The 25,342-nt window shown below is 71.1% G+C and carries 22 protein-coding genes and 1 pseudogene; 7 read left to right on the forward strand and 16 right to left on the reverse strand.

What is annotated here, in order from left to right:
• Positions 1-218: 218 nt before the first annotated feature.
• Together K7G59_RS24695 and K7G59_RS24700 are read right to left on the reverse strand one after the other, a co-directional pair.
• A complete protein-coding gene (locus K7G59_RS24695; protein WP_225837797.1) occupies positions 219-2,555 on the reverse strand; it encodes a polysaccharide lyase 8 family protein in 2,337 nt (778 codons plus the stop codon).
• Positions 2,556-2,578: 23 nt separating this feature from the next.
• Complete coding sequence (locus K7G59_RS24700) at positions 2,579-3,094, reverse strand: hypothetical protein (protein WP_225837798.1); 516 nt, start codon at positions 3,092-3,094, stop codon at positions 2,579-2,581.
• A 234-nt stretch (positions 3,095-3,328) separates the two neighbouring features.
• Here K7G59_RS24700 and K7G59_RS24705 point away from each other — a divergent pair, with 234 nt between their 5' ends.
• The gene (locus tag K7G59_RS24705; RefSeq protein ID WP_225837799.1) at positions 3,329-3,937 is read left to right on the forward strand and encodes a YceI family protein; all 609 of its coding nucleotides are present in this window, start codon (positions 3,329-3,331) and stop codon (positions 3,935-3,937) included.
• 33 nt (positions 3,938-3,970) lie between these two features.
• On the opposite strand, the gene K7G59_RS24710 is transcribed toward K7G59_RS24705, so the two are convergent.
• Complete coding sequence (locus K7G59_RS24710) at positions 3,971-4,147, reverse strand: hypothetical protein (protein ID WP_225837800.1); 177 nt, start codon at positions 4,145-4,147, stop codon at positions 3,971-3,973.
• Between the two features lie 109 nt (positions 4,148-4,256).
• Between K7G59_RS24710 and K7G59_RS24715 the strand changes: the two genes are divergently transcribed.
• Entirely contained in the window at positions 4,257-6,620 is a 2,364-nt protein-coding gene (locus tag K7G59_RS24715; RefSeq protein WP_225837801.1) for a tetratricopeptide repeat protein, read from the forward strand.
• On the opposite strand, the pseudogene K7G59_RS24720 reads toward K7G59_RS24715, so the two are convergent.
• Positions 6,605-7,026 (reverse strand): annotated as a pseudogene (locus K7G59_RS24720) (ATP-binding protein). The gene K7G59_RS24715 and the pseudogene K7G59_RS24720 sit on opposite strands and share 16 nt — an antisense overlap.
• 221 nt (positions 7,027-7,247) lie before the next feature.
• Between K7G59_RS24720 and K7G59_RS24725 the strand changes: the two are divergent.
• Positions 7,248-7,625, forward strand: coding sequence for a DUF5753 domain-containing protein (locus tag K7G59_RS24725; RefSeq protein WP_374114275.1), 378 nt, complete (start codon positions 7,248-7,250; stop codon positions 7,623-7,625).
• Positions 7,622-7,867, forward strand: coding sequence for a DUF397 domain-containing protein (locus tag K7G59_RS24730; protein ID WP_225837802.1), 246 nt, complete (start codon positions 7,622-7,624; stop codon positions 7,865-7,867). Before K7G59_RS24725 ends, K7G59_RS24730 begins: the two co-directional genes overlap by 4 nt.
• Positions 7,868-8,148: 281 nt before the next feature.
• Here K7G59_RS24730 and K7G59_RS24735 read toward each other — a convergent pair whose 3' ends face one another.
• Positions 8,149-9,555, reverse strand: coding sequence for a hypothetical protein (locus K7G59_RS24735; RefSeq protein ID WP_225837803.1), 1,407 nt, complete (start codon positions 9,553-9,555; stop codon positions 8,149-8,151).
• 108 nt (positions 9,556-9,663) lie between these two features.
• Between K7G59_RS24735 and K7G59_RS24740 the strand changes: the two genes are divergently transcribed.
• Positions 9,664-10,266, forward strand: a complete 603-nt coding sequence (locus K7G59_RS24740) for a GPP34 family phosphoprotein (RefSeq protein ID WP_225837805.1) — start codon at positions 9,664-9,666, stop codon at positions 10,264-10,266.
• A gap of 16 nt (positions 10,267-10,282) precedes the next feature.
• Here the strand turns inward: K7G59_RS24740 and K7G59_RS24745 are convergent, their stop codons facing one another.
• From K7G59_RS24745 to ureA, 6 genes are all read right to left on the reverse strand, one after another.
• Positions 10,283-10,708 carry a VOC family protein gene (locus tag K7G59_RS24745; protein WP_225837807.1) on the reverse strand — a complete coding sequence of 142 codons (426 nt, stop codon included), beginning with the start codon at positions 10,706-10,708 and terminating at the stop codon, positions 10,283-10,285.
• 41 nt (positions 10,709-10,749) lie between these two features.
• Positions 10,750-12,360: a citramalate synthase gene (gene cimA, locus K7G59_RS24750; RefSeq protein ID WP_225837809.1), complete on the reverse strand. Its 1,611-nt coding sequence runs from the start codon at positions 12,358-12,360 to the stop codon at positions 10,750-10,752.
• A 322-nt stretch (positions 12,361-12,682) separates the two neighbouring features.
• On the reverse strand, positions 12,683-13,294 hold the full coding sequence (locus K7G59_RS24755) for a TetR/AcrR family transcriptional regulator (RefSeq protein WP_225837811.1): 612 nt from the start codon (positions 13,292-13,294) through the stop codon (positions 12,683-12,685).
• Between the two features lie 19 nt (positions 13,295-13,313).
• On the reverse strand, positions 13,314-14,354 hold the full coding sequence (locus tag K7G59_RS24760; protein ID WP_225837813.1) for an agmatine/peptidylarginine deiminase: 1,041 nt from the start codon (positions 14,352-14,354) through the stop codon (positions 13,314-13,316).
• 10 nt (positions 14,355-14,364) lie between these two features.
• A complete protein-coding gene (locus K7G59_RS24765; RefSeq protein ID WP_225837815.1) occupies positions 14,365-16,089 on the reverse strand; it encodes an urease subunit alpha in 1,725 nt (574 codons plus the stop codon).
• Positions 16,086-16,796: an urease subunit gamma gene (gene ureA, locus K7G59_RS24770; RefSeq protein ID WP_225837817.1), complete on the reverse strand. Its 711-nt coding sequence runs from the start codon at positions 16,794-16,796 to the stop codon at positions 16,086-16,088. Before ureA ends, K7G59_RS24765 begins: the two co-directional genes overlap by 4 nt.
• 144 nt (positions 16,797-16,940) lie before the next feature.
• On the opposite strand from ureA, the gene K7G59_RS24775 reads away from it, so the two are divergent.
• Complete coding sequence (locus K7G59_RS24775) at positions 16,941-18,383, forward strand: cytosine permease (RefSeq protein WP_225837819.1); 1,443 nt, start codon at positions 16,941-16,943, stop codon at positions 18,381-18,383.
• On the opposite strand, the gene K7G59_RS24780 is transcribed toward K7G59_RS24775, so the two are convergent.
• From K7G59_RS24780 to K7G59_RS24790, 4 genes are all read right to left on the reverse strand, one after another.
• Positions 18,380-19,468, reverse strand: coding sequence for a branched-chain amino acid aminotransferase (locus K7G59_RS24780; RefSeq protein WP_225837821.1), 1,089 nt, complete (start codon positions 19,466-19,468; stop codon positions 18,380-18,382). The genes K7G59_RS24775 and K7G59_RS24780 overlap by 4 nt on opposite strands.
• Before the next feature lie 248 nt (positions 19,469-19,716).
• Positions 19,717-20,760 carry a 3-isopropylmalate dehydrogenase gene (locus tag K7G59_RS24785; protein ID WP_225837823.1) on the reverse strand — a complete coding sequence of 348 codons (1,044 nt, stop codon included), beginning with the start codon at positions 20,758-20,760 and terminating at the stop codon, positions 19,717-19,719.
• 171 nt (positions 20,761-20,931) lie between these two features.
• Positions 20,932-21,063 (reverse strand): hypothetical protein, encoded by a 132-nt coding sequence (locus K7G59_RS34765; protein ID WP_263976727.1) that lies wholly within the window; start codon positions 21,061-21,063, stop codon positions 20,932-20,934.
• Between the two features lie 249 nt (positions 21,064-21,312).
• Positions 21,313-22,242, reverse strand: coding sequence for a LysR family transcriptional regulator (locus K7G59_RS24790; protein ID WP_225837826.1), 930 nt, complete (start codon positions 22,240-22,242; stop codon positions 21,313-21,315).
• A gap of 102 nt (positions 22,243-22,344) precedes the next feature.
• Between K7G59_RS24790 and K7G59_RS24795 the strand changes: the two genes are divergently transcribed.
• Positions 22,345-23,376 carry an NADP-dependent oxidoreductase gene (locus K7G59_RS24795; RefSeq protein WP_225837828.1) on the forward strand — a complete coding sequence of 344 codons (1,032 nt, stop codon included), beginning with the start codon at positions 22,345-22,347 and terminating at the stop codon, positions 23,374-23,376.
• A 325-nt stretch (positions 23,377-23,701) separates the two neighbouring features.
• Here K7G59_RS24795 and pruA read toward each other — a convergent pair whose 3' ends face one another.
• On the reverse strand, positions 23,702-25,333 hold the full coding sequence (gene pruA / locus K7G59_RS24800; protein ID WP_225837830.1) for an L-glutamate gamma-semialdehyde dehydrogenase: 1,632 nt from the start codon (positions 25,331-25,333) through the stop codon (positions 23,702-23,704).
• Positions 25,334-25,342 lie beyond the last annotated feature (9 nt).

A 25,342-nucleotide genomic window follows, 5' to 3' on the forward strand; every position in this document is an offset into this window, starting at 1 on the left:
CCGCCCGCGTGCGTCCGTCGGCTCGCCGGTCGGCTCACCCGTCGTCTCTTCCAAAACGGTCATGTAGTGACCTTACGAAGGAGACCAAGAAAATCGAGCCGTCGACTCCGTACAGTCTCCGACCCGTTTTCCTGGTGCCAGTGAACAGAACCACCACGACTTGCAGCCGTTCCGACTGCTCACAGGCCGCGGGCGTTGTGGGAAGGGCACAAAGTCTGTCACCGGAGAGCCACCTCACATTGGTGGGTCGCAGATGCCATCCCTGGAGTGACACGGAGCCTCAGACGGGGGCCTGTCGACAACACCTCCACGGTCTCGTCGGCCCGCACCACCGAGCGCACCGGACGGTCCCAGACGATTTCCAGCGGCACGCCCGTGCGGGGCGGTTCACTCACGCACACCGTGGCGGTCCGGCCCCGGCGCCGGACGAGCACGCTCGAGCCCGCCGACGCGGTCAGACCGCCCACGCTACCGGTTCGCCAGAAGGCGGCGGCGGTCAGGCCGAGGCGGGGTACGGCGACGGCCTGGCGGGCGGTGTCGTTGGCGAGAACGCACAGCCAGTCGCGGTCGGCGGCGCGGGCGGCGGTCTCGCCGCGGGAGGCGCCGGGCAGCAGGACGTAGACGTATGCGGCGTCGGCCGGGTCGGTGCCGTGGTCGAGCCACAGGGTCTGCCAGCGGCGAGTGCGCCGCTCGCCGGTGCTGCTGGTGTTGATGTCGGACCAGGCGCCGGTGCGGTCCTCGCGCAGGGTGTGCAGGTCGCCGCCGTGCGGCAGGATCCAGCCGCCGTGCCCTTCCAGGTGGGCCCAGTCCCGTCCCCGCACGAAGGGCTGGGTGCCGCCCTCCCCCAGGTTGCGGTTGTCCACGATCGTCTCGACCGGGACGCCGTCGGCACAGCTGATCCCGGCGCCGAGGCAGACGACGGCGTCGGCGAGGAAGAACCACGACTTGCGGGCCTCCAGGGTGGAGCCGAGCCCCTTGAGGTGCTGGCCCACCGCCGCGTACTCCCCGTCCGTGGTGCCGCCGACCCAGTGGACCTCCGGCTTGGGGGCACCCCACTCACCGCCGGCCCGGTCGGCCAGCGGCCGGGTGGAGACGGTGGTGCCGGGCAGGCGGTACCAGTCCACGGTCGGCCAGTACCAGTCCGTGTACTGGTCGCCGCGCGCCTCGGGCCACCAGGAGAGCATGCCGGAGCCGGTGTGCCAGCCGCGCGGGTTCTCGCCGTTGCCGCACTCGTAGTGGGCGATGCGGTCGCTGGCCATGGCGAGGGCCGCGGTGAAGCGGGGGCGCCGGTGGACGGCCCGGTCCATCGCGGGGAAGAGGCGGTGACCGACGGCCTCTTGGACCGCGGGCACGGGTGCGGCGGCAACCGCGTTGAGCCGGGCGAGGTCGGCGACGGAGAACTGAGGAGCCGTCAGCACGTCGGTGTCGGCGTCCCGTTCGATCCATCCCTTGACGATCCCGTACCACCTTTCTCGCTCCTCTTCGCTCGCACCGCCCGCGAGCAGGGCGATCGCGGCGATCAGGGCCCGCCCGTGGTGGTGGTCGCTGTGCAGGACGTGCAGATCGTCGCCCCGCAGGTAACCCCGGCTGATGGCACGGCCGTTGACGCAGTCCAGCACCAGCCCGTCGTGGATCAGGGGCACGAAGGCGTGCTCGACGGCGTCCAGGACGTTCTGCCGGGCGGGGTCGGTGACCTCCCACGGCGACCCGGCCAGCAGGGTGAGCAGCCGCCCGAGTCCGTCGAGCAGCACCTGACCGTACGTGCCCGAGTAGGCGACCCAGGTGTGCTGGACGAAGGAGCCGTCGGCGTAGAGCCCGTCGCCCTGGGTGACGTACGGGAAGACGGGCGAGAGGGCGTCCCGGGCGAGGACGATCCTGTCCGCGTCCCGGCCGAGGATGCCGCGCAGGGCGACGGAGCGGCACAGGTCGACGCGGTTGGCGCCGGTGGAGGTGCCGGAGTAGTCGGTGAGCATCGCGTCCGGGATGAAGTGGTCGACGGCCGCGCAGGCGGCGGAGATGCGGTCGCCCCCGAGCCGCTCGTACAGGGCGGCGGTGATGTCCATCAGGAGCCGGGGGCTGCCGATCTGCCATTCCCACCAGTTGCCGTACCGGGTGGCGGCGGGGTTGTAGACGGCGGTGGAGAGGTGGTCGAGGCCACGCAGGATGTCGGCGAGCAGGCCGGGGTCGCCGGTGCTGCCCGTGCCGTCCTGCGCGTACGCCTGGGCCATGGTCCACAGGCGGCCGTAGCTGTGGGTGATGCCGGCGGGCGGGTCGAAGCGGTGGCCGGGCCAGAGCGAGTCGGGGGCCGGGGCCATGGTGGCGCGGAAGGTGCGGGCCAGGGCGCCGAGTTGGGCCAGCCGCCCGGCGTACGGCTCGGTCGCGGGGTCGTATCCGGTGCCGAGGGCGATGGCGAGCCAGCGGCGGCGGAGGGTGTCGTAGGGGTCGGCGGAGCCGGTGGCGCCCCTGGCCCCGGGCGCGGGCGCCACGGCCGCGGTGAGGGCGGCGGCCAGCAGCAGAGCGCGTCGGGTCGGCCGGCTCGGCCCGTTCCTGCTCATGTGCTGGTCACCGCCCTTCCGGCTCAGCAGCCGCCGCAGTTGTAGTAAGTGACGTCCCAGTGGGTGCCCTCGTCGGCGTAGACGTTGCCGGAGCCGGACTGCCACTGCGGGGCGCCGTCGCCGCGCAGGCCGATGTAGGTGAAGTAGGTCTTGATGTACGTGCCGATGCAGCTGTACTTGCTGTAGTCGAGCTTGTAGCCGTTCCAGTGGGAGTACGTGCCGGAGGCGTGCCCGACCTCGGTGCCGCCGGTGATGTTGAGGGCGCAGCCGCTGGCCTTCTTGAGGGTCTGGGCGCCCTGCGCGGTGGCCAGGTTGAGCTGCTCGAAGGACGTACAGGTGGAGTTGTAGCGGTCGGTGCAGTTGCCGGAGGACGACCAGGTGATGCCGACCTGCCGGAACATCGACTCGGCGGTGGCCTGGCTGATCTTGGTGACGGCGGAGGCGTCGGTGGCGGTCCCGACGACAGCGACGCCGGGCGCGACGACGAGCGCGAGCGCGGTCAGGACGGAGCGCGCTCTGAGTGCGTTCATGACCTTCATGACGGGGACCTTCCTGCGGTGGGCCGGATTCCTGTGGGACGGCTGTGCAGGTGGTGCGGCGTGCAGGGAGATGGTGCCCGAGTTCTACGCGCGTTGGCCAGAGGGCGTGCCGGGCAACTGTGCGTAACAGGGAAAACACACTGCGGATGATGTTGAAAACCGAACGGAATAGGTCTACCGTCGAAGTCGTTGAGTTCGTTGAACCTTCAACAAGATCGGAAAAGGAACTTTCTCATGGGTATCTTCAGCCGCAAGACCACCGCCCCTCAGACCACCTCGGCGCCCGCCGCCGTCAACCCCGGCCTGGCCGCGCTGACCGGCGAGTACACCATCGACCCGTCGCACACCACGATCGGTTTCGTGGCCCGCCACGCGATGGTCACCAATGTCAAGGGCGGCTTCCACGACTTCAACGGCACGCTGCACCTGGACGGCGCGGACCCGAGCCGGTCGACCGCCTCCATCGAGGTGAAGATGGAGAGCGTCGACACCGGCAACGCCGACCGCGACGGCCACCTGAAGACGGCCGACTTCTTCAAGACCGACGAGTTCCCGACGATGACCTTCCGCTCCACCAAGGCGGAGGCTCTGGGCGGCGACGACTACCGGATCACCGGCGACCTCTCCATCATGGGCGTCACCAAGCCGGTCACCATCGACCTGGAGTTCAACGGCCACGCGAAGGACCCGTTCGGCAACGACCGCGTCGGCTTCGAGGGCAAGGCCGAGATCCTGCGCTCCGAGTGGGGCCTGACCTGGAACGCGGCCCTGGAGACTGGCGGCTTCCTGGTCTCCGACAAGATCAAGCTGGTCTTCGACATCTCCGCGATCAAGACCCAGTGAGCCTCGGGTGACAACGCCGGTTACCTGGCACGGTCAGCCCTCGTGCAGCCGTGCCAGGTCGACCAGCAGGGCATCGCCCCGACGACCCGCGGCGCGCAGGTCGTCCGTGAACCCGGCTCCGCTGTAACAGGCGAGCCGCACGGTTGACGTGTCGACCCCGCGCCTGGCGAGGAACTCCGCCGCGCGACGCAGCCGTTCGAGGTACCCCATGCACATGACCTGGTCCCACTGCCCTGGTCACGGGGTGCCAGGGATCCCGGCTGACCGCTCTGGCGGCACCTCCTTCCGCCCAGCGCAGGCTGTGGACCAAGATGAACCGGTGAGCGGCAGCGACCACATCGATTTCCGGGCGGGTACGTTCAACGACCGCGTGACCGGCAAGGAAGAGCACCACTACCACTTCGGCCCTGCTCCGACCAGCCTCGCCGCGCTACCGGGGCCGCCCGCCTTCTTCACCGGACGCGATGACGCCGTCACCGAACTGCTGGCCACCCTGGCGGCGGACGGCGAGGAGAGCGCGCCGGCCGTCGTCATCTCCGCCGTCGCGGGACTGGGCGGCGTCGGCAAGACGGCGCTGGTTCTGCACGTCGCGCACCAAGCACGCGAGCAGGGGCTGTTCCCCGGGGGTGCGCTCTTCATCGACCTGCGCGGATACGACGCGGCCCCGACCACGGCGGAACAGGCCGTCCGGTCGCTGTTACGGGCGCTAGGGGTGCGCAACGAGGACATGCCGCCCACCCCGGACGAGCAGTACGCCGTCTACCGCTCTCTTCTGGCGGAACGGGATCCGGTGCTGATCGTCCTCGACAACGCCTCGGCCCCGGACCAGATCGCGCCCCTGTTGCCGGGTGGCGGCCGTGGTCACCGGGTCCTGGTCACCTCACGGGACGTCCTGGACTCCCTGCCGGTAAGGCAGTTCCGCATCGAGGCTCTTGGACCCGACGCCGCCCGGGACCTCGTCCAGCGGCTGCTGACGGAGTTCGATCCCACCGACCGCCGGGCCACCGAGGAGCCCGACGCCCTGGTCCAACTCTGCGAGCTGTGCGGGCGGTTGCCCCTCGCCCTGCTCATCGCCGTCCAGCTGCTACGACGCCGGAGGCACCGCCCCCTCGCCACCCTCACGGCGGAGCTGCGCAGGGCCGCCGACCGCGCGCGGACGCTCCGCGCGCGGGGCGTGGACCAGTACGGGAGGGAACTGGCGCTGCGGCCGGTGTTCGACGTGATGTACGCGCGGCTGGAACCGGAACTCGCCGAAGTGTTCAGGCTCCTGGGACAGGCCCCTGGTTCGGACATCGGGCTCAATCCCGCCGTCTGCCTCACTGCGCTCCGGCCCGAGGAACTGGAGCCGCTGCTCGACGACCTGACAGCGGCCTGCCTCCTGACTTCGCTGCCCGGCGGCGCACGCTGGGAGATGCACGACCTGCTGCGGCAGTACGCGCGAGCGGTGGCGGCGGAGGATCCCGGACTCGCACGGGCGGCCACCGAGGGCCGTGTACGGCTGCTCGACTACTACCTGCAAGGCGTACAGACGGCGAGGAGCCTCATCCGGGGGCGATCGGGCGACGTTCCCGGCATCTTCCCGCGCGGCCTCCCTCATGCCCTCGGCTGGCTCGACTCCGAACGGTCGGGGCTGCTGGGTGCCGCGCTGTGGAGCAAGGCCGAGGACGCGGAGGAGGCCGAGAGCGCCGTCACTCTGGCACTCGTGCTCGACGACTACCTCGAACTCCGCCGTGCCTACGACGACTGGGAGAGACTCGCCCGCAACGCCTGCGAAGCCGCGCGCGGACTCGCAGACTCCGACCTCGAGGCCGGTGCCTGGGTCTGTCGCGGCCTCGCCCTGCGCGGTCTGCGTCGATACGAGGAATCGATCGACGCCTTCCACAGCGCACGGCGGATCTACGCCGAACTCGCGGACCAGCGGGGTCAGGGCGAGGCCTGGCACGGCCTGGGCCTTTCCCTGCACGGCCTGCGACGCTACGAGGAGGCCACCGCCGCCTACCGCCGCAGCATCGACGTCTACACCGCCCTGGGCAGCCAGGGACGTGCCGCCGGCGTCCGCAACAACCTGGGCGTGCTGCTCGAAGAGCTGGGACGGCTGGAGGAGGCTCACGACAACGTGTTGCAATCCCTGGAGGCCAGCAGACAGCTCGGCGACCGGTTCGGCGAGGCAGCCGCCCAGGACATCCTCGGGCGCATCCTGCGCCGACTCGGCCGTTTCGAGGAAGCTGCCAGGGCCCACGCACGCGCCCTGGCTCTCAGCGCCGAGCTGCGCCACCTTCACCAGGTCGCCAGTGCCTTCAGCAACCTGGGCCTGACCTTGCAGTGCCTCATGCGGTACGGCGAAGCGATCGCCGCCCACACCATGGCCTGTGCCACCTACAAGCAGATCAATGGCGGCCCCGCGGAGGCCGGGGCCTGGGGCAACCTGGGTCTCGCGCTGTTGGAGGCGCGACGCCTGGACGAGGCCCTGTCGGCGCTGGGGAAGGCCCACAGCCTCTACCGACGGCACAACGACTGGCACGGCATGGGGGTGGCGTCCCACAACATGGCTGCGGTGTATGAGCGTCAATCCCGTTCCGCGAAGGCCATGTCCGCGTTGGCCGCAGCTGCCGAGGCCTTCGAGCGAGGCGGCTTCACCGATCTGGCCGACCAGGCGCGTCAGCTGGCTCAGCCACCGGGGTAGCCGCCCGACAGCCCGAACTCGCACCACACGGTCTTCCCCGGGTCCGCTCCCCCACGCCCCACTTGTCGGCGAGGGCGGCGACGAGGAGCAGCCCCCGGCCGTGTTCCGACTCGGCGGACGCGTCCGGGGTGCGGACCTCCCCCGGGCCGCTGTCGTGCACCTCCACGCGCAGGGCGCCGTCGGCGTGCAGGGTCAGCCGGAGGGCGAAGCCGCGGCCCACGGGGACGCCGCGCAGGAGGGCGTTGGTGGCCAGCTCGCTCACGCAGAGCAGTACGTCGTCGACGCGCTCGGTGGCGGCCCAGTCCGACAGCGCCTCCCGGACGAACTCCCGTGCGATCCGTACCGACCTGCGGTCCCGGCGGTAGAACGCCTCGCGGGCGTGGGGGTGTTGGGGTTCTGCGTTCATGAGGCGAGTGTCACTGTGCGTCACTAAAGTGGGTCAGTGAGTGACGCCGTAGGTCTGATTACTACGGCTCCACTACGAGGACTTCGGGAGCGTTCGGGGGAAGGGGCAACTATGTACACGGCGAGGAAGCCCAAGAAGGTCGGTTCGTGGCACGCGGTCGGGGCGCTGCTGGCGCACTTCCGGAAGCAAGCCCGGCTCACGCAGGAGCAGTTCGCCGTCAGTTGGTCTGTCAGCGGGATCGGCCGCCCGTCGGCCACTTCGTCCTGGAGGAGAGCATCCTGCGGCGGCAGGTCGGCGGCTCGGAGGTCATGCGGGAGCAGATCCGGCAGATCCTGGAATACACGGAGCCCATCCACATGAGCGTGCAGATCATGCCCATGGACCGTATGCCGCACGCTGGACTCGCGGGGCCCATGACGCTGCTGGAAACTCCCGAGCATGAGCGCCCGGTCTACCTGGAGGTGCAGCGCGCCGGCTTCCTGGTCGACGATCCCGACGAGGTCAGCGACTATCACCACAAGTATGGAATGCTGCGATCACAGGCCCTCGCTCCCGACGAGAGTGTGCACCTCTTGAGCGGACTGCTAGGAGAGTCATGAACACCGCAGCACTGGCATGGTTCAAGTCCACCTACAGCAGCAACGAGGGCGGCGACTGCGTCGAACTCGCCTACGCCTGGCGCAAGTCCACCTACAGCAGCGACGAGGGCGGCAATTGCGTCGAGGTCGCCGCCCACCCCTTGGCCGTCCACGTCCGCGACTCAAAGACCCCCGAAGGCCCGATCCTCACCGTCTCCCCGAGCACGTGGAGTGAGTTCCTTGACCGCGTCACCCGCGACTGAGCAGAGAGACTGGGTCCGGCTCACCTCGTACGAGAACGTGCCGGGCTGCCCGAAAGCCGGTCGCGTTCTTGTCGATTGACTGCGTGAGCGCGGTATCGACTACTGGCCGTTCGCGGACGAGGAGATACGGGTCGACCTGATGTGCGGGCGGCGTGACGACGGGCGTCGGCACGGGACGATCGTGCTGAACGTCGACGCCCGTGCGCTCCGGCGGCTCGGGCTGCATCCCGAGCAGCCGACCTCGGTCGGTTTCAAGCCGTACCGGCGCCGCCGCTGACCGGTCAGAAGCCCCCGCTGAAGTCTCCGCCCCCGCCCCCGCCGCCGTCGAAACCACCCCCGTCGCCGAAACCACCCCCGTCGCCGAAGCCGCCCCCGAAGTCGCCGGGGTCGAAGTCCGCGCCGGACATGTCGCCGCCTTCGTAGCCTCCGCCGCCGAAGTCGGCGCCGCCGAAGTCGCCGTAGCCGGTGCCGTAGCCGGTGCCGTAGTCGGCCGCGTAGGAGGGGGTGGCCATCATGCCGCCGAGCAGGGTGCCGACCAGCAGGCCGGGCAGGATGCCGCCGCCGAAGTAGCCGCCCGCCCAGGGGCCGTAGGCGGGGCCCGCCTCCCAGTAGGGGCGGCGGCCGTACTCGGTGTCGACCTCGCGGATCACCGGGTCGCGGCCGTCGGCGAGGCGGGTGGCGTCCGCCGCGCAGACCGGGACCTCGCGCGGGGCGCCGCCGGGCGGCGTCCAGGGGGCGTCGGCGACCGAGGGGCCGTGGCGGGGGTCGAAGAAGCAGGGCGGCCGGCGTTCGGGCAACGGGCGGCCTTCGCGGCGGGCGGCGAGCTGGGCGAGGGAGAAGCGGCCGTCCTCCAGGGCCTGGGTGACCGCGCGGACGTCCTCCGGCTTTGTCGCCCCCGTCATGTACTGCTTGGCGTTCTCGTAGGAGTCCAGCGCGCGCTCGTAGTCCGCCCGCATGGCGTCGTCCGCGCCGGGTTCCGCCGGGTGGAAGTCCAGGCGGTCCAGTTCCTCGCCGAAGGCGGTGATGTCCTCGTCGACGACCACCCGCAGCCGCTCCAGCGAGGCCCGCTGTTCCTCCGTGTGACGGCGGCGGTTGCGGCGCACCAGCGCGTAGGCGCCGGCGCCGACGGCCACCACGATCACGCCGCCGGTGACGAGGGCCGTGGCCGAGGCCGCGCCGCCGGCACCGGAGGGGCCGCCCCAGGTGGAGGGGGCGTGGCCGCCCATGTTGGTGAGGGCGCTGTTGGTGAAGTCGGTGAGCTGGGCCTTGGCACTCTCGCCCTGGACACCGGCGACGAGGTTCCGCACGCCCTGGTGGGACAGCACCGAGGAGTCGGCGCGGGCGTCGAAGCGGTCGCCGAGGCGGATGCCGTACAGGCCGGTCACTCCGGTGGCCGTGCGCAGTCGGGCGAAGAGGTTCTGGGTCGGGTAACCGGCGGGGAGCACCGTGATGAACAGGGGTCTGTCCGCGTCCTTGATCTGCTTCGCGAGCGAGTCGGCGTCCGCCTTGGACAGCTCGGCGGAGGCCGCAGGATCGACATAGACCGGGCTCCTGCGAAGGGCCTGGCCGATCGTGGAGATGCCGGTGTCCGCGCTCGCGCGGGGCGCCGGGAACGTCGCCGCGACGACCAGTGCCAGGGCGGCAAGCAGCAGGGCAGGGAGGCTGAGGATCCGCGGAACGGCCTTCATATTTCGAAGCTACCCGAAGCCCCCTAAATTGGGCATTCACTCCGGAGGGGTACCTACAGTAGGAACGACCCGGCACCGCCGCCCGACCCTCCCACCCTGGAGCACGGCATGAGCACGGCGCAGGATCTGTATCTCGTCAGCCAGGACGTACCCGGCGAGCGTCCCGTCGAGCAGGGCGATCTGTCGCTCGCGCTCGCGGGCGCCGAGCTGATCGACCTCCTCGGGGCGCGGGCCCTGACCCTGGAGGGCGAGCGGGTCGTGCCGGGGCCGCCGCTGGCGCTGGGTGACCGGCTGCTGGACGAGGCGGAGGCCGCCCTCGCCCGGCAGGAGCCGTACGAGACCGTCGAGGACTGGCTCTGGCGCCGGGGCCTGCGGCTGGCCTCGGCCTACCGCGAGGCCCTGACCGACGAGGGCCGCCGCGGCGGATGGCACCGGCGCCGGGCCGCCCATCGGGAGCCGGCCGCCGCCGACTCGGAGGCCCAGGCCCGGCGGCACGCCTGCGACCGCTGGAGCTCCCACGACCCCGTCCTCGGTGCCCTGGCCGCCGCCGTGGGCATCGAGGAGCAGGAGCCGGACGACGAGGACCTCACCGACGACGCAACCGTCACCGTGCTCGCCGCCGTCAACAACGCCGTGACCGAGCTGGAGGCGGTACGCCAGCGGCGGCGCATCGAGAACGCGGCCTTCGACAACATCTGGCGCGCGCTGTGACCCCTGGTGGCCGCCGCTAGTGGATCAGCTCGCCGATCCCCAGCAGGTTGCCCTCGCTGTCCCGGAACCAGGCGCCGCGCTCGCCCCGGGCCAGCTTGCTCGGGTAGTTCCCGTCGATCTCGGCGATGCCGTCCCGGGTGCGCAGCCCCGGCGTGTCGATCTCCTCGAAGACGACGCCGCGCCGCCTGAGTTCCGCCACGACCGCCTCGATGTCGTCGACCTCCCAGGCCATCTGGGTGAAGGTGCCGGGCGAGGACCCCGTCGAACGGAACACGACGAAGTCCACGCCCCCGCTCCGGTACAGCAGCCCGCCGGGCCGCTCGTCCACGGGCTCCAGGCCGAGCCGCTCGGCATAGAACCGGCGCGCCCGGTCCAGGTCGCTCGCGGGCAGCCGGGTCGCCACGTGGGCGTGGGCCAGGCCGGTGCCGTCGTCCTTGTCCATGGCTCCACTGTGCCCGGGGCGGGGAGGTACGGCGGGCCGGGCTACTCCGCCGGGGTCACGCCCGCCCGCAGCAGGCCGTAGGTGTACGCGTCCTCCAGGGCCTGCCAGGACGCGGCGATGACGTTGTCCGCGACGCCCACGGTGGACCACTCGCCCGTGCCGTCGGAGGTGGAGATCAGCACACGGGTGGTGGACGACGTACCGTGCTTGCCCTCCAGGATGCGGACCTTGTAGTCGACGAGTTCCAGCTTGGCGAGCTGCGGGTAGATCTTCTCCAGGGCGACGCGCAGGGCGCGGTCGAGGGCGTTGACCGGGCCGTTGCCCTCCGCCGTGGCGACGATGCGCTCGCTCTTCGCCCACAGCTTGACCGTGGCCTCGTTGGCGTGGGTGCCGTCGGGGCGGTCCTCGACGATGGCCCGCCAGGACTCGACCTGGAAGTACGTCAGGGGCCTGCCCTCGGCCTCGGCGCGCAGCAGCAGCTCGAAGCTCGCGTCGGCCGCCTCGTAGGTGTAGCCCTTGAGTTCGCGTTCCTTGACCCGCTCGACCACCCGGCCGACCAGCTCGCGGTCGCCGCCCAGGTCGATGCCGAGCTCCTTGCCCTTCAGCTCCACCGAGGCGCGGCCCGCCATGTCGGAGACGAGCATGCGCATGGTGTTGCCGACCTGCTCGGGGTCGATGTGCTGGTAGAGGTCGGGGTCGACCTTGATGGCGGAGGCGTGCAGGCCGGCCTTGTGCGCGAAGGCGGACACTCCCACGTACGGCTGGTGCGTGGAGGGGGTGAGGTTGACGACCTCGGCGATGGCGTGGGAGATCCGGGTCATCTCGCGCAGCCGGCCCTCGGGCAGCACCTTCTTGCCGTACTTCAGCTCCAGGGCGGCGACGACGGGGAACAGGTTGGCGTTGCCGACGCGCTCGCCGTAGCCGTTGGCCGTGCACTGGACGTGGGTCGCGCCCGCGTCGACGGCGGCCAGTGTGTTCGCGACCGCGCAGCCGGTGTCGTCCTGGGCGTGGATGCCGAGCCGGGCGCCGGTGTCGGCGAGGACCGTGGAGACGACCGCGTGGATCTGGGCGGGGAGCATGCCGCCGTTGGTGTCGCACAGGACGACGACGTCCGCGCCGGCCCCCGAGGCCGCACGGACGACCTCCTTCGCGTACTGGGGGTTGGCCCGGTAACCGTCGAAGAAGTGCTCGCAGTCCACGAAGACCCGGCGGCCCTGGCCCTTGAGGTACGACACCGTGTCGCGGACCATCTCCAGGTTCTCGTCGAGCGTGGTGCGCAGCGCCAGCTCCACATGCCGGTCGTGGGACTTGGCGACCAGCGTGATCACCGGGGCGCCGGACTCCAGGAGGGCGTTGACCTGCGGGTCCTCGGCGGCCTTCGCACCCGCGCGACGGGTCGCGCCGAAGGCGACCAGCTCGGCGTGCCGGAAGTCGATCTCCTGTCGGGCGCGGGCGAAGAACTCGGTGTCGCGGGGGTTGGCGCCGGGCCAGCCGCCCTCGATGAAGCCGACGCCGAAGTCGTCCAGGTGCCGTGCGATGGCGAGCTTGTCCGCGACGGTGAGGTTGATGCCCTCGCGCTGCGCTCCGTCGCGCAAGGTCGTGTCGAAGACGTGGAACGAGTCGTCGAGCTCGCTGTTTGCCGTCTCGGTCATGGTGTCAAGGCTCCTGTTGTGGATCTTCGGTCTTACCGGAATGACCGGCTCCACCGTCCCCCCAATGGTCCCTCGCGCAGCGTTCCCGGTTGAAGGTGGGCCGGAAAACGAAAAAACCTCTCGCGGGTGCGAGAGGTCTGCGCGCGGGTCGAGGACGACGGTGGCCACCCGCACCTGGTTGTACGAAGTGGTCACTGCGGACCGGCGCGCCTGCTGCCAATAATCGTGGCGAACGAGAACACGGGGGAAGTCTGGCACAACCCCGCCCCTGCCCCGCCGACCGTCTCAGGATGCGGGCGCCGGCGTGGACTTCGCGGGTGTCTCACCGAGCCGGGGTGAGGAGTGTCTCGGCGATGAACTCCCTCACGTGGGCCATCACTTGTTCCCGGTCGGTGCCGCGCAGGCCGACCGCGACGTGGATGGAGAAGCCGTCCAGCAGGGAGCGCAGCCTGGTGGCGCAGCGGTCGGCGTCGACCGGGCGGAACTCGCCGCGCGAGATGCCCTCGGCGATCAGGGCGACCAGGTCGCGGTGCCAGGCGCCCTCGATGGCGGCCTGCCGGTGGCGGGCGTCGTCGTCGGCGTTCTGTGAGCGGTTCCACACCTCCAGCCACAGCGTCCAGTGCGGGTCGCGGTGGCCCTCGGGGACGTACAGCTCGACGTAGGCGTCCAGGCGCTCGCGGGCGGTCCCCTCGCGGGTGAGCAGCCGGCCGCGCTCGGCGCCCAGCCTGCCCTCGCTCCATTCCAGGGCCTCGAGCAGCAGCTCGTCCTTGGAGTGGAAGTAGTACAGCAGATGGCCGCTGCTCATGCCGACCTCGCGGCCGAGGCCCGCCATGGTGAGCTTCTCCAGACCGCGCTCGGCGATCATGCCCATGGCGGCGGCGAGGACCTCCTCACGTGGCGGCGCGTTCCTGCGCGCCCGGCCCGCACCGGCCATCTGCCGCTCCTGTACGTCGTCACACCTTCGGCTGCTGCTGGGTGATGCAGTGGATACCGCCCCCGCCTGCGAAGATCGTACGCGCGTCCACCAGGGTCACGGTCCGCTCGGGGAAGAGCCGGCGGAAGATCCCGGCGGCGATCTCGTCGCGCGGGTCGTCGAAGCCGCACAGGACGACGCCGCCGTTGCAGAGGTAGTGGTTGATGTAGGAGTAGTCGGCCCAGTGACCGTCGGCCTCCAGGACGGTCGGGGCGGGGACCGGGACGACCTCCAGGCTGCGGCCCCGGGCGTCGGTCGCCGACTTCAGGATGCCGATGACCTCCTGGGTGACCTGGTGGTCGGGGTGGGCCGGGTCCGGCTGGTGGTGGGCGACGACGACGCCGGGGCGGGCGAAGGCGGCGACGATGTCGACGTGGCCGAGGGTGCCGAAGCCGTGGGGAGGGTAGTCGCCGGTCAGGCCGCGCGGCAGCCAGATCGCCTTGCTGGTGCCGAGGTGGGCGTGGATCTCGGCCTCGACCTGCTGCTTCGACCAGTGCGGGTTGCGCTCGGGGCCGAGCTGCACGGTCTCGGTGAGCAGGACGGTGCCCTCGCCATCGACGTGTATCGCGCCGCCCTCGTTGACCAGCTTCGAGGCGTACGTCTTCGCGCCCACGAGGTCACAGACGTGCGCGGCGATCTTGGAGTCATGCTCCCAGCGGGCCCAGTCCTGGGCGCCCCAGCCGTTGAACGTCCAGTCCACGGCGGCCAGTTCGCCCTTGCCGTTGGTGAGGAAGGTGGGGCCGATGTCCCGCATCCAGGCGTCGTCCAGCTCGCGCTCGACGGTGTCGATCTCCGGACCGAGCAGCGCCCGGGCCTCGGCGGACCGGCCGGGGCCGCACACCACGGTCACCGGCTCGAAGCGGCTCACGGCGCGGGCGACCGCCGCCCAGGCGGCACAGGAGGCGGCGAGGTCGCCGGGGTCGTCGAAGGTGGGGTTGGGGCCCGGCCACGCCATCCACGTGCGCTCGTGCGGGGTCCACTCGGCGGGCATGCGGAAGCCGTCGGCGGCGGGGGTGTTCATACGGGGTCCTTCACAGGAAGTAGAGGCGGTTGAGGGAGACCGAGTCGGCGGGTTGCGAGCGGAGCGGCTCGCCGTCGAGGGTGACCAGGCCGGTGTGCCGGTCGACGTCGACGGCCCCGGTACGGGCGTTCAGCCGCAGGTCGGCGGGGCCGATGCCCCGCGTGCCGCGCACGGCGACCCTTCTGCGCCGGGTGGGCATCGTGTCGTTGCCCTGGTCGACGGCGGCCTGGGCGACGAACGCCACGCTGATGTCGGCGGCGGTGGCGCCGTAGGAGCCGAACTGCGGTCCGAGCACGAGGGGTTCGCAGGTGTCGGTGGCCGCGTTGGGGTCGCCGACGACGCCGTACGCCGGGAAGCCGGACTTGAGGACGAGCTGCGGCTTGGCGCCGAAGTACTCCGGGCGCCAGAGCACGATGTCGGCGAGCTTGCCGACCTCGATGGAGCCGACCTCGTGCGAAAGACCGTGCGCGATGGCCGGGTTGATGGTCAGTTTGGCCAGGTAGCGCAGGACGCGGGCGTTGTCGTCGCCGTCGCCGTCCCCCTCCAGCGGGCCCAGCTCGGCCTTCATCTTGCCGGCCATGGCGAAGGTGCGGCGGACCGTCTCGCCCGCGCGGCCCATGCCCTGGGCGTCGGAGGAGGTGATGCCGATCGCGCCCAGGTCGTGCAGTACGTCCTCGGCGCCCATCGTCCCGGCGCGGATGCGGTCGCGGGCCATCGCCGCGTCGCCGGGCAGGTCGGTCTTCAGGTCGTGGACGGAGACGATCATGCCGTAGTGCTCGGCGACCGCGTCCCGGCCGAAGGGCAGGGTGGGGTTGGTGGAGGAGCCGATGACGTTCGCAACGCCCGCCATCTTCAGCACGTTGGGCACGTGCCCGCCGCCGCAGCCCTCGATGTGGAAGGCGTGGATGGTCCGGCCTTCGAGCACACGCAGGGTGTCCTCGACCGACAGGCACTCGTTCAGCCCGTCGCTGTGCAGGGCGACCTGGACGTCGTGCTCCTCGGCGACCCGCAGCGCGGTGTCGAGCGCGCGGGTGTGGGCGCCCATGTCCTCGTGCACCTTGAAGCCGCTCGCGCCGCCCTCGGCCAGCGCCTCGACGAGCGGGGCCGTCGAGGACGACGAACCCCGGCCCAGGAAGCCGATGTTGACGGGCCAGGCGTCGAAGGCGCTGAACGCGTGCCGCAGTGCCCAGGGCGAGTTGACGCCGACGCCCCACACCGGGCCGAACTCCTGCCCGATGATCGTGGTGACGCCGGAGGCGAGGGATGCCTCCATGATGCGCGGCGACAGCAGGTGCACATGGGTGTCGACGGCCCCGGCGGTGGCGATGAGTCCCTCGCCGGACACGATGGACGTGCCCGTGCCGACGACGACGTCGACGCCGTCGAGGGTGTCGGGGTTGCCGGCCCGGCCGATGGCGCAGATGCGGCCCTCCCGGATGCCGATGGAGACCTTGCGGACGCCCTGCACCGCGTCGATGACGACGACGTTGCTGATCACGACGTCGCAGGTGTCGCGGACTGCGGCGGCCTTCAGGTGCAGTCCGTCGCGGGCGGTCTTGCCGAAGCCGGCGAGGAACTCGTCGCCGTAGCGCTGGGAGTCGGACTCGACCCGGACGGTCAGGCCCGAGTCCCCGAGCCGGATACGGTCGCCGGCGCGGGGGCCGTGGGTGGCGGCGTAGGCGTGCGGGTCGACATGGACCGCCCGGCTCACCTCGCGTCCTTTCGAGCGGCTCATCGCTCCTCGCCTCCTTCCGGCGTGATCGCTGGGGTGACTCCGAGATATCCGCAGGCAGCCGCTCTGCGCAGGGCCTCTTCCTTCGCGCCCGGCGCGTCCAGCGGCCCGTCGACCAGCCCCGCGAAGCCGATCGCGACGCGCCCGCCGCCGATGGGGACGAGCCCGACCTCCTCGCTCTGGCCCGGTCCGAAGCGGACCGAGGAGCCGGCGGGTACGGCGAGCCGCATGCCGTAGGCCCGCCGGCGGTCGAAGTCCAGGCGCGGGTTGGCCTCGAAGAAGTGGAAGTGGGAGGTGACGGAGACCGGCACGGTCGCGGTGTTGGTGACCGTGAGCCGGACGACCGGTCCGGGATCACGGTGCTCGGGGCCGGGCAGCAGCGCGCCCGGGGCCCGCTCGCCCAGGCCGCCGCCGATGGGGTCGCAGACCACCGCGAGCCGGGAGCCGTCGTCGAAGACCGCCTCGACCATCACCTCGGTGACGACGTCGGCGACACCCGGCAGGACGTCGTCGGGACCGAGCACGCAGCGGGCCGCCTCGACGGCCTCGGCGAGCCGCCTGCCGTCCCGCGCCGCCTCGCAGACGGTGTCGGCGATGAGCGCGGTCGCCTCCGGCACGTTCAGCCGAAGGCCGCGCGCCCGGCGGGCCCGGGCCAGCTCGGCGGCTCCGAAGAGCAGCAGCCGGTCACGTTCGGTGGGGGTCAGTCTCACGACGTGGCGTCTCCTTGCCTTCCATGGGTTAGAGCACCACTCTAAAGGCAGAATTCGAGAAACCAAAGCATTGACTGCGGAACGGGCTTCACGGAGATTGAACGTCGCTCAAACACTCTGGCGGATACCCGAGGAGACCCAGCCATGCCCATAGAACAGCGCGGAGTCGACACCATCCCGGACGAGGAACGGACCAGCGGTCCCCGCGATCTCGTCTCGATCCTGCTCGGCTCCAACCTCTGCCTAGGCGTGATCATCTTCGGATGGCTGCCGCCGTCCTTCGGCCTCGACTGGTGGTCGTCGGTGAGCGCGCTCGTGGCGGGCACCGTGGCCGGGACCGCGGTGACGGCGCCGCTGGCCCTGATCTCGCTGCGCACCGCGACCAACCTGTCCACCTCCTCCGGTGCCCAGTTCGGCGTGCGGGGGCGGCTGGTCGGCTCGGTCGTCGGCCTGCTGCTGGCCCTCGGCTACACCGCGCTGACCGTGTGGATCGGTGGTGACGTGGTGCTGAGCGTGCTCGGCCGGATGTTCGGGCTGCCCGCGAACGGGGTGTCGTACGCCGTGGTCTACGCACTGCTCGCCGCGGCGACGGTCGCGGGCGCGGTGTACGGCTACCGAGTGCTGCTCACCATGTCCAAGGTGCTGTCCCTCGGCATGACGGCCCTGCTGGTCCTCGGCGTCTTCGCCTACGCCCCGCACTTCACCACCTCGGCGCTGCCGGAGGCGGGCGGCTATCTGCTGGGCGGCTTCTGGCCGACCTGGTTCCTGGCCGCGGTCGCCGCCGGCCTGTCCGGGCCGATCGCCTTCATCACCCTGCTCGGCGACTACACCCGCTACATCTCCCCCGGCCGCCACTCCAGCCGCAGCGTCCTGCACGCCACCTGGGCCGGCCTCGTCCTCGGCCTGCTGGTGCCGCAGCTGTTCGGCACGTTCACGGCGTACGGGGCGCGGGCGGCACTCGACTACGCGGGGCCGCTGGTTGCGGCCTCCCCCACCTGGTACCTGGTGCCGCTGCTGCTGTCCGCCTCGGCGGGCTCGGTCGGCAACGCGGGTCTGATGCTGTACTCCATGGGTCTCGACCTGGACGCGATCCTGCCGCGCGCCTCCCGCGCCCACGCCACCTGCGCGGTCGCCGTCGTCGCCACGGCCTGCGTCTTCGTGGGCCATTACGCCTGGGACGCACAGTCCGCGATGACGTCCTTCGTGCTGCTGCTCACCGCCATCGGCACCCCGTGGGCGGTCATCACCCTCATCGGCTTCGCCCGCTGCCGCGGGGTGTACGACGCAGACGCCCTGCAGGTCTTCAACCGCCGTTCGCAGGGCGGGATCTACTGGTACCGGGCGGGCTGGAACGTGCGCGCCACCGTCTCCTGGGCGACCGGCGCGGCAGTGGGCCTGCTGGCGGTGTCCCTGCCGTCGTACCAGGGTCCGCTGCTGAGGCTGACCGGCGGGGTGGACTGCAGCTTCCTGCTGTCGGGGCTGGCCGGCGGGGCGGTGTACCTGCTGCTGACCCTCACCCCGCACACGGCGAGGGCCGCCACGGACACGGAATCCGAGGCGGCCCTGAGCATGACCGGCGAAGGCTAGCCGATCCGGTGCATCCAGCCGTGCCTGTCCTCGGCCTTGCCGCGCTGGATGTCGAGGAGGGCCTGGCGCAGGCGCATCGTGACCTCGCCGGGCTCTTCGCCGCCCTGCTTCCACTCGGCGGCGGAACGCTTCACCGTGCCGACCGGGGTGATCACGGCCGCGGTGCCGCAGGCGAAGACCTCGGTGAGGGTGCCGTTCTCGGCGTCGCGCTGCCACTGCTCCACAGAGACCCGGCCCTCCTCGGAGGTGTAGCCGAGGTCCCGGGCGACGGTCAGCAGGGAGTCACGGGTGACGCCCTCCAGGATGGAGCCGGTCAGCGACGGAGTGATGATCCGGTCGCCGTAGACGAAGTACAGGTTCATGCCGCCGAGTTCCTCGACCCACTTGTGCTCGACCGCGTCGAGGTAGCAGACCTGGTCGCAGCCCTTGGCGGCGGCCTCGGCCTGGGCGAGCAGCGAGGCGGCGTAGTTGCCGCCGGTCTTCGCGTCGCCCATGCCGCCGGGGACGGCCCGGACACGGTCCTCGGAGACCCAGATCGACACCGGCTTCACGCCGCCGGGGAAGTACGCGCCGGCCGGGCAGGCGATCACGATGAACAGGTACTCGTTGGCGGGCTTGACGCCGAGCCCGACCTCCGTGCCGATCAGGAACGGGCGCAGGTAGAGGGACTCCTCGCCGCCGTGCGCGGGCACCCAGTCCCGGTCCTGCTGGACCAGGGCGTCACAGGCCTCGATGAACGTCTCGACCGGCAGTTCGGGCATGGCCAGACGCCGCGCGGAGCGCTGGAAACGCTTGGCGTTCTGGTCCGGGCGGAACATGGCGACCGAGCCGTCGGGCTGGCGGTAGGCCTTCAGGCCCTCGAAGATCTCCTGCGCGTAGTGCAGGACGTTGGTGGCCGGGTCGAGGGGGATCGGCGCGTACGGGACGAGCTGGCCGTCGTGCCAGCCTCGGCCCTCGGTCCACTTGATCGTCACCATGTGGTCGGTGAAGTGGCGGCCGAAACCGGGGTTGGCCAGGATCGCCTCCCGCTCTGCGGAGGACAGCGGGTTGGCGGAGGGCTTGAGCTCGATCGTGGGCGTCGTCATGAGTGGTTGTCCTCACCGGTTGTAGTGGCGGGCCGCGCTCACGCCGCAACCGGCCGTTTTCAGCCAGTGTTAGGACGTCCGAGCATTCCCTCATACCGCGGCTCCGCGTCCGATTATCGCTCGACGGCGGGGGCTGACGGAATCCGGGTGGCGGCCCAGGGATCGATGGTGGCACCCGGCGGGGGGCATGCGGAAGCCGCCGGGCGCGGAGGCGACCCGGCGGCTTGCGGTCGAGCCGTGCAGCCGGGTCAGCCGGCTACTCGGGCGGCGAGCGCGTCGCCGATCTCGGAGGTGCTGCGCGCGGGCAGGGAGCCGCGCTCGGTGAGATCGGCGGCGACCGCCTCCTCGATACGGTCCGCCTCGGTGTCGTATCCGAGGTGGCGCAGGAGCAGGGCGACGGACAGCACCGTGGCGGTGGGGTCGGCCTTGCCCTGGCCGGCGATGTCCGGGGCCGAGCCGTGCACCGGCTCGAACATGGACGGGAACTCGCCGGAGGGGTTGATGTTCCCGCTCGCGGCGACGCCGATGCCGCCGGAGACGGCCGCGGCGAGGTCGGTGATGATGTCGCCGAAGAGGTTGTCGGTGACGATCACGTCGAACCGCTCGGGCTGGGTCACCAGGTAGATGGTGGCCGCGTCGACGTGCATGTACTCGGTGGTGACCTCGGGGTACTCCGCGGCCACCTTGTTGAAGACATTCGTCCACAGGTGACCGGCGAAGGTCAGCACGTTGTTCTTGTGGATCAGGGCGAGCTTCTTGCGCGGGCGGGCCTGGGCGCGGGCGAAGGCGTCACGGACGACGCGCTCGACGCCGTACGCCGTGTTGACGGAGACCTCGGTGGCGACCTCGTGCTCGGTGCCCTTGCGGATGGTGCCGCCGTTGCCGGTGTAGGGACCCTCGGTGCCCTCGCGGACGACGACGAAGTCGATCTGCGGCTCGCCCGCGAGCGGGGTGGCGACCCCCGGGAGCAGCTTCGAGGGACGCAGGTTGACGTGGTGGTCGAAGGCGAACCGGAGCTTGAGCAGGAAGCCCCGCTCCAGGACGCCGGAAGGCACCGACGGGTCGCCGATCGCGCCGAGCAGGATCGCGTCGTGCTGCCTGAGCTGCTCCAGGTCGGCGTCGGTGAGGGTCTCACCGGTGGCGTGGTAGCGCGTGGCGCCGAAGTCGTAGTCCTTGGTCTCCAGCTTCACATCCTGCGGCAGGACGGCGGAGAGGACCTTGAGACCCTCGGCCACGACCTCCTGGCCGATGCCGTCACCGGGGATCACTGCGAGATTGATGCTGCGAGACATGCGGGAACCCTACTCCTCGTCCCATGGAATGACATGGACCGTCCGCCATACGGACACCCCTTCGGGGGACGGCGTCATCCGCGCTCCGGCGGCCGTGTGTTCGGGGTGCGGCGCGGCGGCCGGGGCCGCGCCGCACCCCGCTCGGGTGCGGCTCCCGGGTCGGTGGACGGCTCAGTGGCCGGTCGCGCCGCCGTTGTCCCGGCGGTCGAGGGCGCGCTGGAGGGCGGCGGCGGCGTTCTTGCGGTCGGCCTCGCTGGTGCGGGACACATGACGGACGCGGCGGCGGACGGTCGTCTCGGGCATGAGGGATCGACTCCTTCTTGCTGGCGTGCTCGCCGGCTTGCGAACACTGGAGTGCGGAATGAGGGATTCGCGAGACGCCGGATGCGGCGGGGAGCACACCGGCCGCAGGGGTTGCCTGCACGGGGCCGGGCTCACGGCCGCCCTTCGCTGGTTCGAGCGGGACGTTCGGCTTCTCCCAAAGTAAGGGAGCGGCCCGCCGCTGTCTGCACAATTACTCGGGCTTCCTACTATCTGAGACGGCGCACCGGCTCACACCGCCCTGAGCTGCGGTTTCGTGAGCACGGGTGAATCTCGAACGGGTGAGTGACGGGTGGTTTCGCGCAGGGCGCGGATCAGCGCGCGTACGGCCTCCGTGGCGGCCGACTCGGCAGTGGTGACGTAGCGGACGGAACGGTACGGCCGCTTCGGGCCCAGATCGGCGATCTCCACGGCGGGCGGGGCCGCGGTGAGGGACAGCGCGGGCATGATCGCCATGCCGAGCCCGCTGCCCACCATCGACAGCACTGCCCCGTCGTCCTCGGCGGTGACGGTGGCGGCCGGGATCCAGTCCTGGGCGTCCCACCACGCGCGGGTGTAGGAACCGCAGTTCTCCATCCAGTCGACCAGCGGCAGCCCGCGCGGATCGGGATGCCCGGCGGGATGCACCAGGGAGTACGGCTCCTCCAGCAGCACACCACCGACCAGGCCGGGCGGGAGCGCCACGTCGTGGGCGAAGGCGGCGATCCCGAGGTCCGCCCGCCCCGCCTCGACCTCGCCCGCGTTGCCGGGGCCCAGCTCCCGTACGACGCTGACGGTGACCTCGATGCCGGGGTGCAGCACGGCCAGCCGCTCCAGGGCCGGCGGCAGCAGGTGCAGGGCGGCACTGCGGAAGGCGGCGACGCGCAGCGGCCCGGTGATCTCGCCGGTGCCCGCGCCGCGCGCTTCGGCGGCCAGGGTCTGCAGCATGCGCAGCACGCGCCGCGCGTGGGCCGCCGCCCGCTCCCCGGCCGGGGTCGGCCGGGCCCCGAACCGCCCGCGCTCGAACAGCACCACGCCCAGCTTGCGTTCGATGGCGCGCACGGCGTGGGAGACGGCGGACTGGGTGGTGCCCAGCCGGGTGGCGGCGCTGGAGAAGCCGCCCTCATCGGCCACGGCCACGAGGGTCCTGAGCTCCTGCGGAGCAAGATCGGCAGCTGTCACTGAGGGCTCCCACCTGGGTGTATGAGGCTATTTCATGGATCGGCGCGTGCCATGAGCCCAACCCTCTGCTCCCACCGGGCATTCCTGCCTACGGTCCTTTCCATGACCGAGATCGCGCTCACCGTGCAGCAGACCGCCCGTCCCACCGGCTTCCCCACCGCCGACCACTTCCGCTTCGCCGAGTCCCCCGTCCCCGAACCGGCCCCGGGCACCGCCCTGGTGGAGAACCTCTACTGGTCGGTGGACCCCTACCACCGGCAAATGATGGACGGCGATTTCGGGTTGAACGCCCCGCTGGAGGGCCGCACCCTCGGCCGGGTCGTCGCCTCGCGCACCCCGGCCCTCCCCGAGGGAGAGGTCGTCTTCCACCGGCAGGGCTGGCGCACACACGCGGTGGTCCGCCCCGAGGAGGTCAGACGCCTGCCCCACCATGAGGGCGTCCCCCTGTCCGCGTACCTGAGTGTGCTCGGCGGCACCGGCCTCACCGCCTATGTCGGCCTCACCCGGATCGCCCGGCTGCGCGAGGGCGAGGACCTGTTCGTCTCCGGGGCGGCCGGCGGAGTCGGCACCGCGACCGGCCGCTTCGCCCGCCTGCTGGGCGCGGGCCGGCTGATCGGCAGCGCGGGCTCGGCGGAGAAGGTCACGTACCTGACGCAGCAGGTGGGTTACGACGCCGCCTTCGACTACCGCACGGGCCCGGCCGCCGACCTCCTCGCCGAGGCCGCCCCCACCGGCCTGGACGTCTTCGTCGACAACGTCGGCGGCGAGCAACTCGGCGCGGCCATAGGGGCGTTGCGCCAGCGCGGCCGGGCGGTGCGGGTCGGCACGATCAGCCGGTACAACACGCCGGACGCCCCGCCGGATGGGGGCGCCCCCGGTTCGAGCGAAGCCGGGAACTCGGGGGACTTCAACCACTCCGACGTGGTGGAGAAGAGCCTGCGCATCGAGGGTTTCCTGGTCCGCGACTACCAGGACGTCCAGGACGAGTTGTACGACTTCGCCGTTCCGCATCTGCGCAGTGGGGCGCTCGCGCCGGACGAGACGGTGGTGGACGGCTTCGACCGGATCGTGGAGGCGTTCCTGCTCATGCTGCGCGGCGCGAACACGGGGAAGATGCTGGTGCGCAAGGTCTGAGTCGTCCCGGTCCGCGGTTGTTGGGGGCGAGGGACCTCGCAGGAGCGTGTTCGGTGGAACTGATAGGGCTGGCCGGCGCTGCCGTGACACTGGGAGGCAGAACACCAGCCCGAGGTGCAGCCCCGTCGACACGCGCGAGCGCCGGCCAGGGTGCCGTCACGGACTCCGTGGACGACATCGGTTTCGAGCAGGTTCAACAAGGTGTTCCCGCGACGCGACCTGGACGACGCGCAGGCGATCCGGCTCGACCTCGACTGAGTGGAAACGGGCCGGGAAGCCTGCTCGTAGGTCAGGCTTCCCGGCCCGTCGCTCGGGGGGCTGAGGGTCAGCCCATGTGCGGGTAGGCGTAGTCGGTCGGCGGGACCAGGGTCTCCTTGATGGCCCGGGTCAGGGTCCAGCGCAGGAGGTTCTGCGGGGCGCCGGCCTTGTCATTGGTGCCGGAGGCACGGCCACCACCGAAGGGCTGCTGGCCGACGACGGCGCCGGTCGACTTGTCGTTGATGTAGAAGTTGCCCGCCGCGAAGCGGAGCTTCTCCATCGTGTAGGCGGCCGCCGCACGGTCGCCCGCGATGACCGAGCCGGTCAGGGCGTAGTCCGACACCGACTCCATCTGGGTCAGCATCTCGTCGTACTTGTCGTCCTCGTAGACGTACACGCCGAGGATCGGGCCGAAGTACTCCGTGCGGAAGATCTCGTTCTCCGGGTCGGTGGAGACGATGACCGTCGGACGGACGAAGTAGCCGACCGAGTCGTCGTAGGTGCCGCCTGCGACGATCGTGCAGGTCGGGTCCTCCTTGGCGCGGTCGATCGCGGCCTTGTTCTTGGCGAACGCACGCTCGTCGATCACGGCACCGATGAAGTTCGACAGGTCGGTGACGTCACCCATGGTCAGGTAGTCGACCTCGGCCGCGAACTCCTCCTTGAAACCGGAGTTCCAGATCGACGCCGGGATGTACGCCCGGGAGGTCGCGCTGCACTTCTGGCCCTGGTACTCGAAGGCACCGCGGGTCAGGGCGGTCTTCAGCACCGCGCGGTCGGCGCTCGGGTGCGCGACCAGGAAGTCCTTGCCGCCGGTCTCGCCGACCAGACGCGGGTAGGAGCGGTACTTCTCGATGTTGTTGCCGACCGTCTTCCACAGGTACTGGAAGGTCTTGGTCGAGCCGGTGAAGTGGATGCCGGCCAGGTCCCGGTGCTCCAGCACGACCTTGGAGACCTCGATGCCGTCGCCGGTGACGAGGTTGATGACGCCCTTGGGCAGACCGGCCTCCTCCAGCAGCTGCATCAGCAGCACGGCGGCGTGGGTCTGGGTCGGGGACGGCTTCCACACGACCACGTTGCCCATCAGGGCCGGGGCCGTCGGGAGGTTGGCCGCGATGGCGCTGAAGTTGAACGGCGTGATCGCGTAGACGAAGCCCTCCAGCGGGCGGTGGTCCAGCCGGTTCCACACGCCCGGGGAGTTCGCCGGGGGCTGCTCGGCCAGGATCTGGCGGGCGTAGTGGACGTTGAACCGCCAGAAGTCGACCAGCTCGCACGGGCTGTCGATCTCGGCCTGCTGGGCGGTCTTGGACTGGCCCAGCATGGTGGAGGCGGCGATGGTCTCGCGCCACGGGCCGGCCAGCAGCTCGGCGGCGCGCAGGATGATCGCCGCGCGGTCGTCGAAGGACATCGCGCGCCAGGCCGGCGCCGCGGCCAGGGCGGCGTCGACGGCGTCCTGGGCGTCCTGCTGGGTGGCGTTGCGCAGGGTGCCGATGACGGCCTTGTGGTTGTGCGGCTGGACCACCTGAATGGCCTCGCCGCCGCCCATCCGCTTCTGGCCGCCGATGGTCATCGGCAGGTCGATCGGGTTCTCGGCCAGCTCCTTCAGCTTGGCCTCAAGCCGGGCGCGCTCGGGCGAGCCGGGGGCGTAGCCGTGCACCGGCTCGTTGACGGGGGTGGGGACCTGGGTCACAGCGTCCATGAATCCGTA

The organism is Streptomyces sp. NK08204, assembly GCF_020400585.1.
GTDB lineage: Bacteria > Actinomycetota > Actinomycetes > Streptomycetales > Streptomycetaceae > Streptomyces.

Bases quoted from the DNA above. Each gene is read 5' to 3' on its own strand.
- K7G59_RS24795 (WP_225837828.1), top strand. From the start codon at position 22,345: ATGACCGAGATCGCGCTCACCGTGCAGCAGACCGCCCGTCCCACCGGC.
- K7G59_RS24775 (WP_225837819.1), top strand. From the start codon at position 16,941: ATGCCCATAGAACAGCGCGGAGTCGACACCATCCCGGACGAGGAACGG.
- cimA (WP_225837809.1), bottom strand. From the start codon at position 12,360: ATGACCGAGACGGCAAACAGCGAGCTCGACGACTCGTTCCACGTCTTC.
- K7G59_RS24735 (WP_225837803.1), bottom strand. From the start codon at position 9,555: ATGAAGGCCGTTCCGCGGATCCTCAGCCTCCCTGCCCTGCTGCTTGCC.
- K7G59_RS24785 (WP_225837823.1), bottom strand. From the start codon at position 20,760: ATGTCTCGCAGCATCAATCTCGCAGTGATCCCCGGTGACGGCATCGGC.
- K7G59_RS24745 (WP_225837807.1), bottom strand. From the start codon at position 10,708: ATGGACAAGGACGACGGCACCGGCCTGGCCCACGCCCACGTGGCGACC.
- K7G59_RS24760 (WP_225837813.1), bottom strand. From the start codon at position 14,354: ATGAACACCCCCGCCGCCGACGGCTTCCGCATGCCCGCCGAGTGGACC.
- K7G59_RS24765 (WP_225837815.1), bottom strand. From the start codon at position 16,089: ATGAGCCGCTCGAAAGGACGCGAGGTGAGCCGGGCGGTCCATGTCGAC.
- K7G59_RS24755 (WP_225837811.1), bottom strand. From the start codon at position 13,294: ATGGCCGGTGCGGGCCGGGCGCGCAGGAACGCGCCGCCACGTGAGGAG.
- K7G59_RS24730 (WP_225837802.1), top strand. From the start codon at position 7,622: ATGAACACCGCAGCACTGGCATGGTTCAAGTCCACCTACAGCAGCAAC.
- pruA (WP_225837830.1), bottom strand. From the start codon at position 25,333: ATGGACGCTGTGACCCAGGTCCCCACCCCCGTCAACGAGCCGGTGCAC.
- K7G59_RS24780 (WP_225837821.1), bottom strand. From the start codon at position 19,468: ATGACGACGCCCACGATCGAGCTCAAGCCCTCCGCCAACCCGCTGTCC.
- K7G59_RS24705 (WP_225837799.1), top strand. From the start codon at position 3,329: ATGGGTATCTTCAGCCGCAAGACCACCGCCCCTCAGACCACCTCGGCG.
- K7G59_RS24700 (WP_225837798.1), bottom strand. From the start codon at position 3,094: ATGAAGGTCATGAACGCACTCAGAGCGCGCTCCGTCCTGACCGCGCTC.
- K7G59_RS34765 (WP_263976727.1), bottom strand. From the start codon at position 21,063: ATGCCCGAGACGACCGTCCGCCGCCGCGTCCGTCATGTGTCCCGCACC.
- K7G59_RS24710 (WP_225837800.1), bottom strand. From the start codon at position 4,147: ATGGGGTACCTCGAACGGCTGCGTCGCGCGGCGGAGTTCCTCGCCAGG.
- K7G59_RS24740 (WP_225837805.1), top strand. From the start codon at position 9,664: ATGAGCACGGCGCAGGATCTGTATCTCGTCAGCCAGGACGTACCCGGC.
- K7G59_RS24695 (WP_225837797.1), bottom strand. From the start codon at position 2,555: ATGAGCAGGAACGGGCCGAGCCGGCCGACCCGACGCGCTCTGCTGCTG.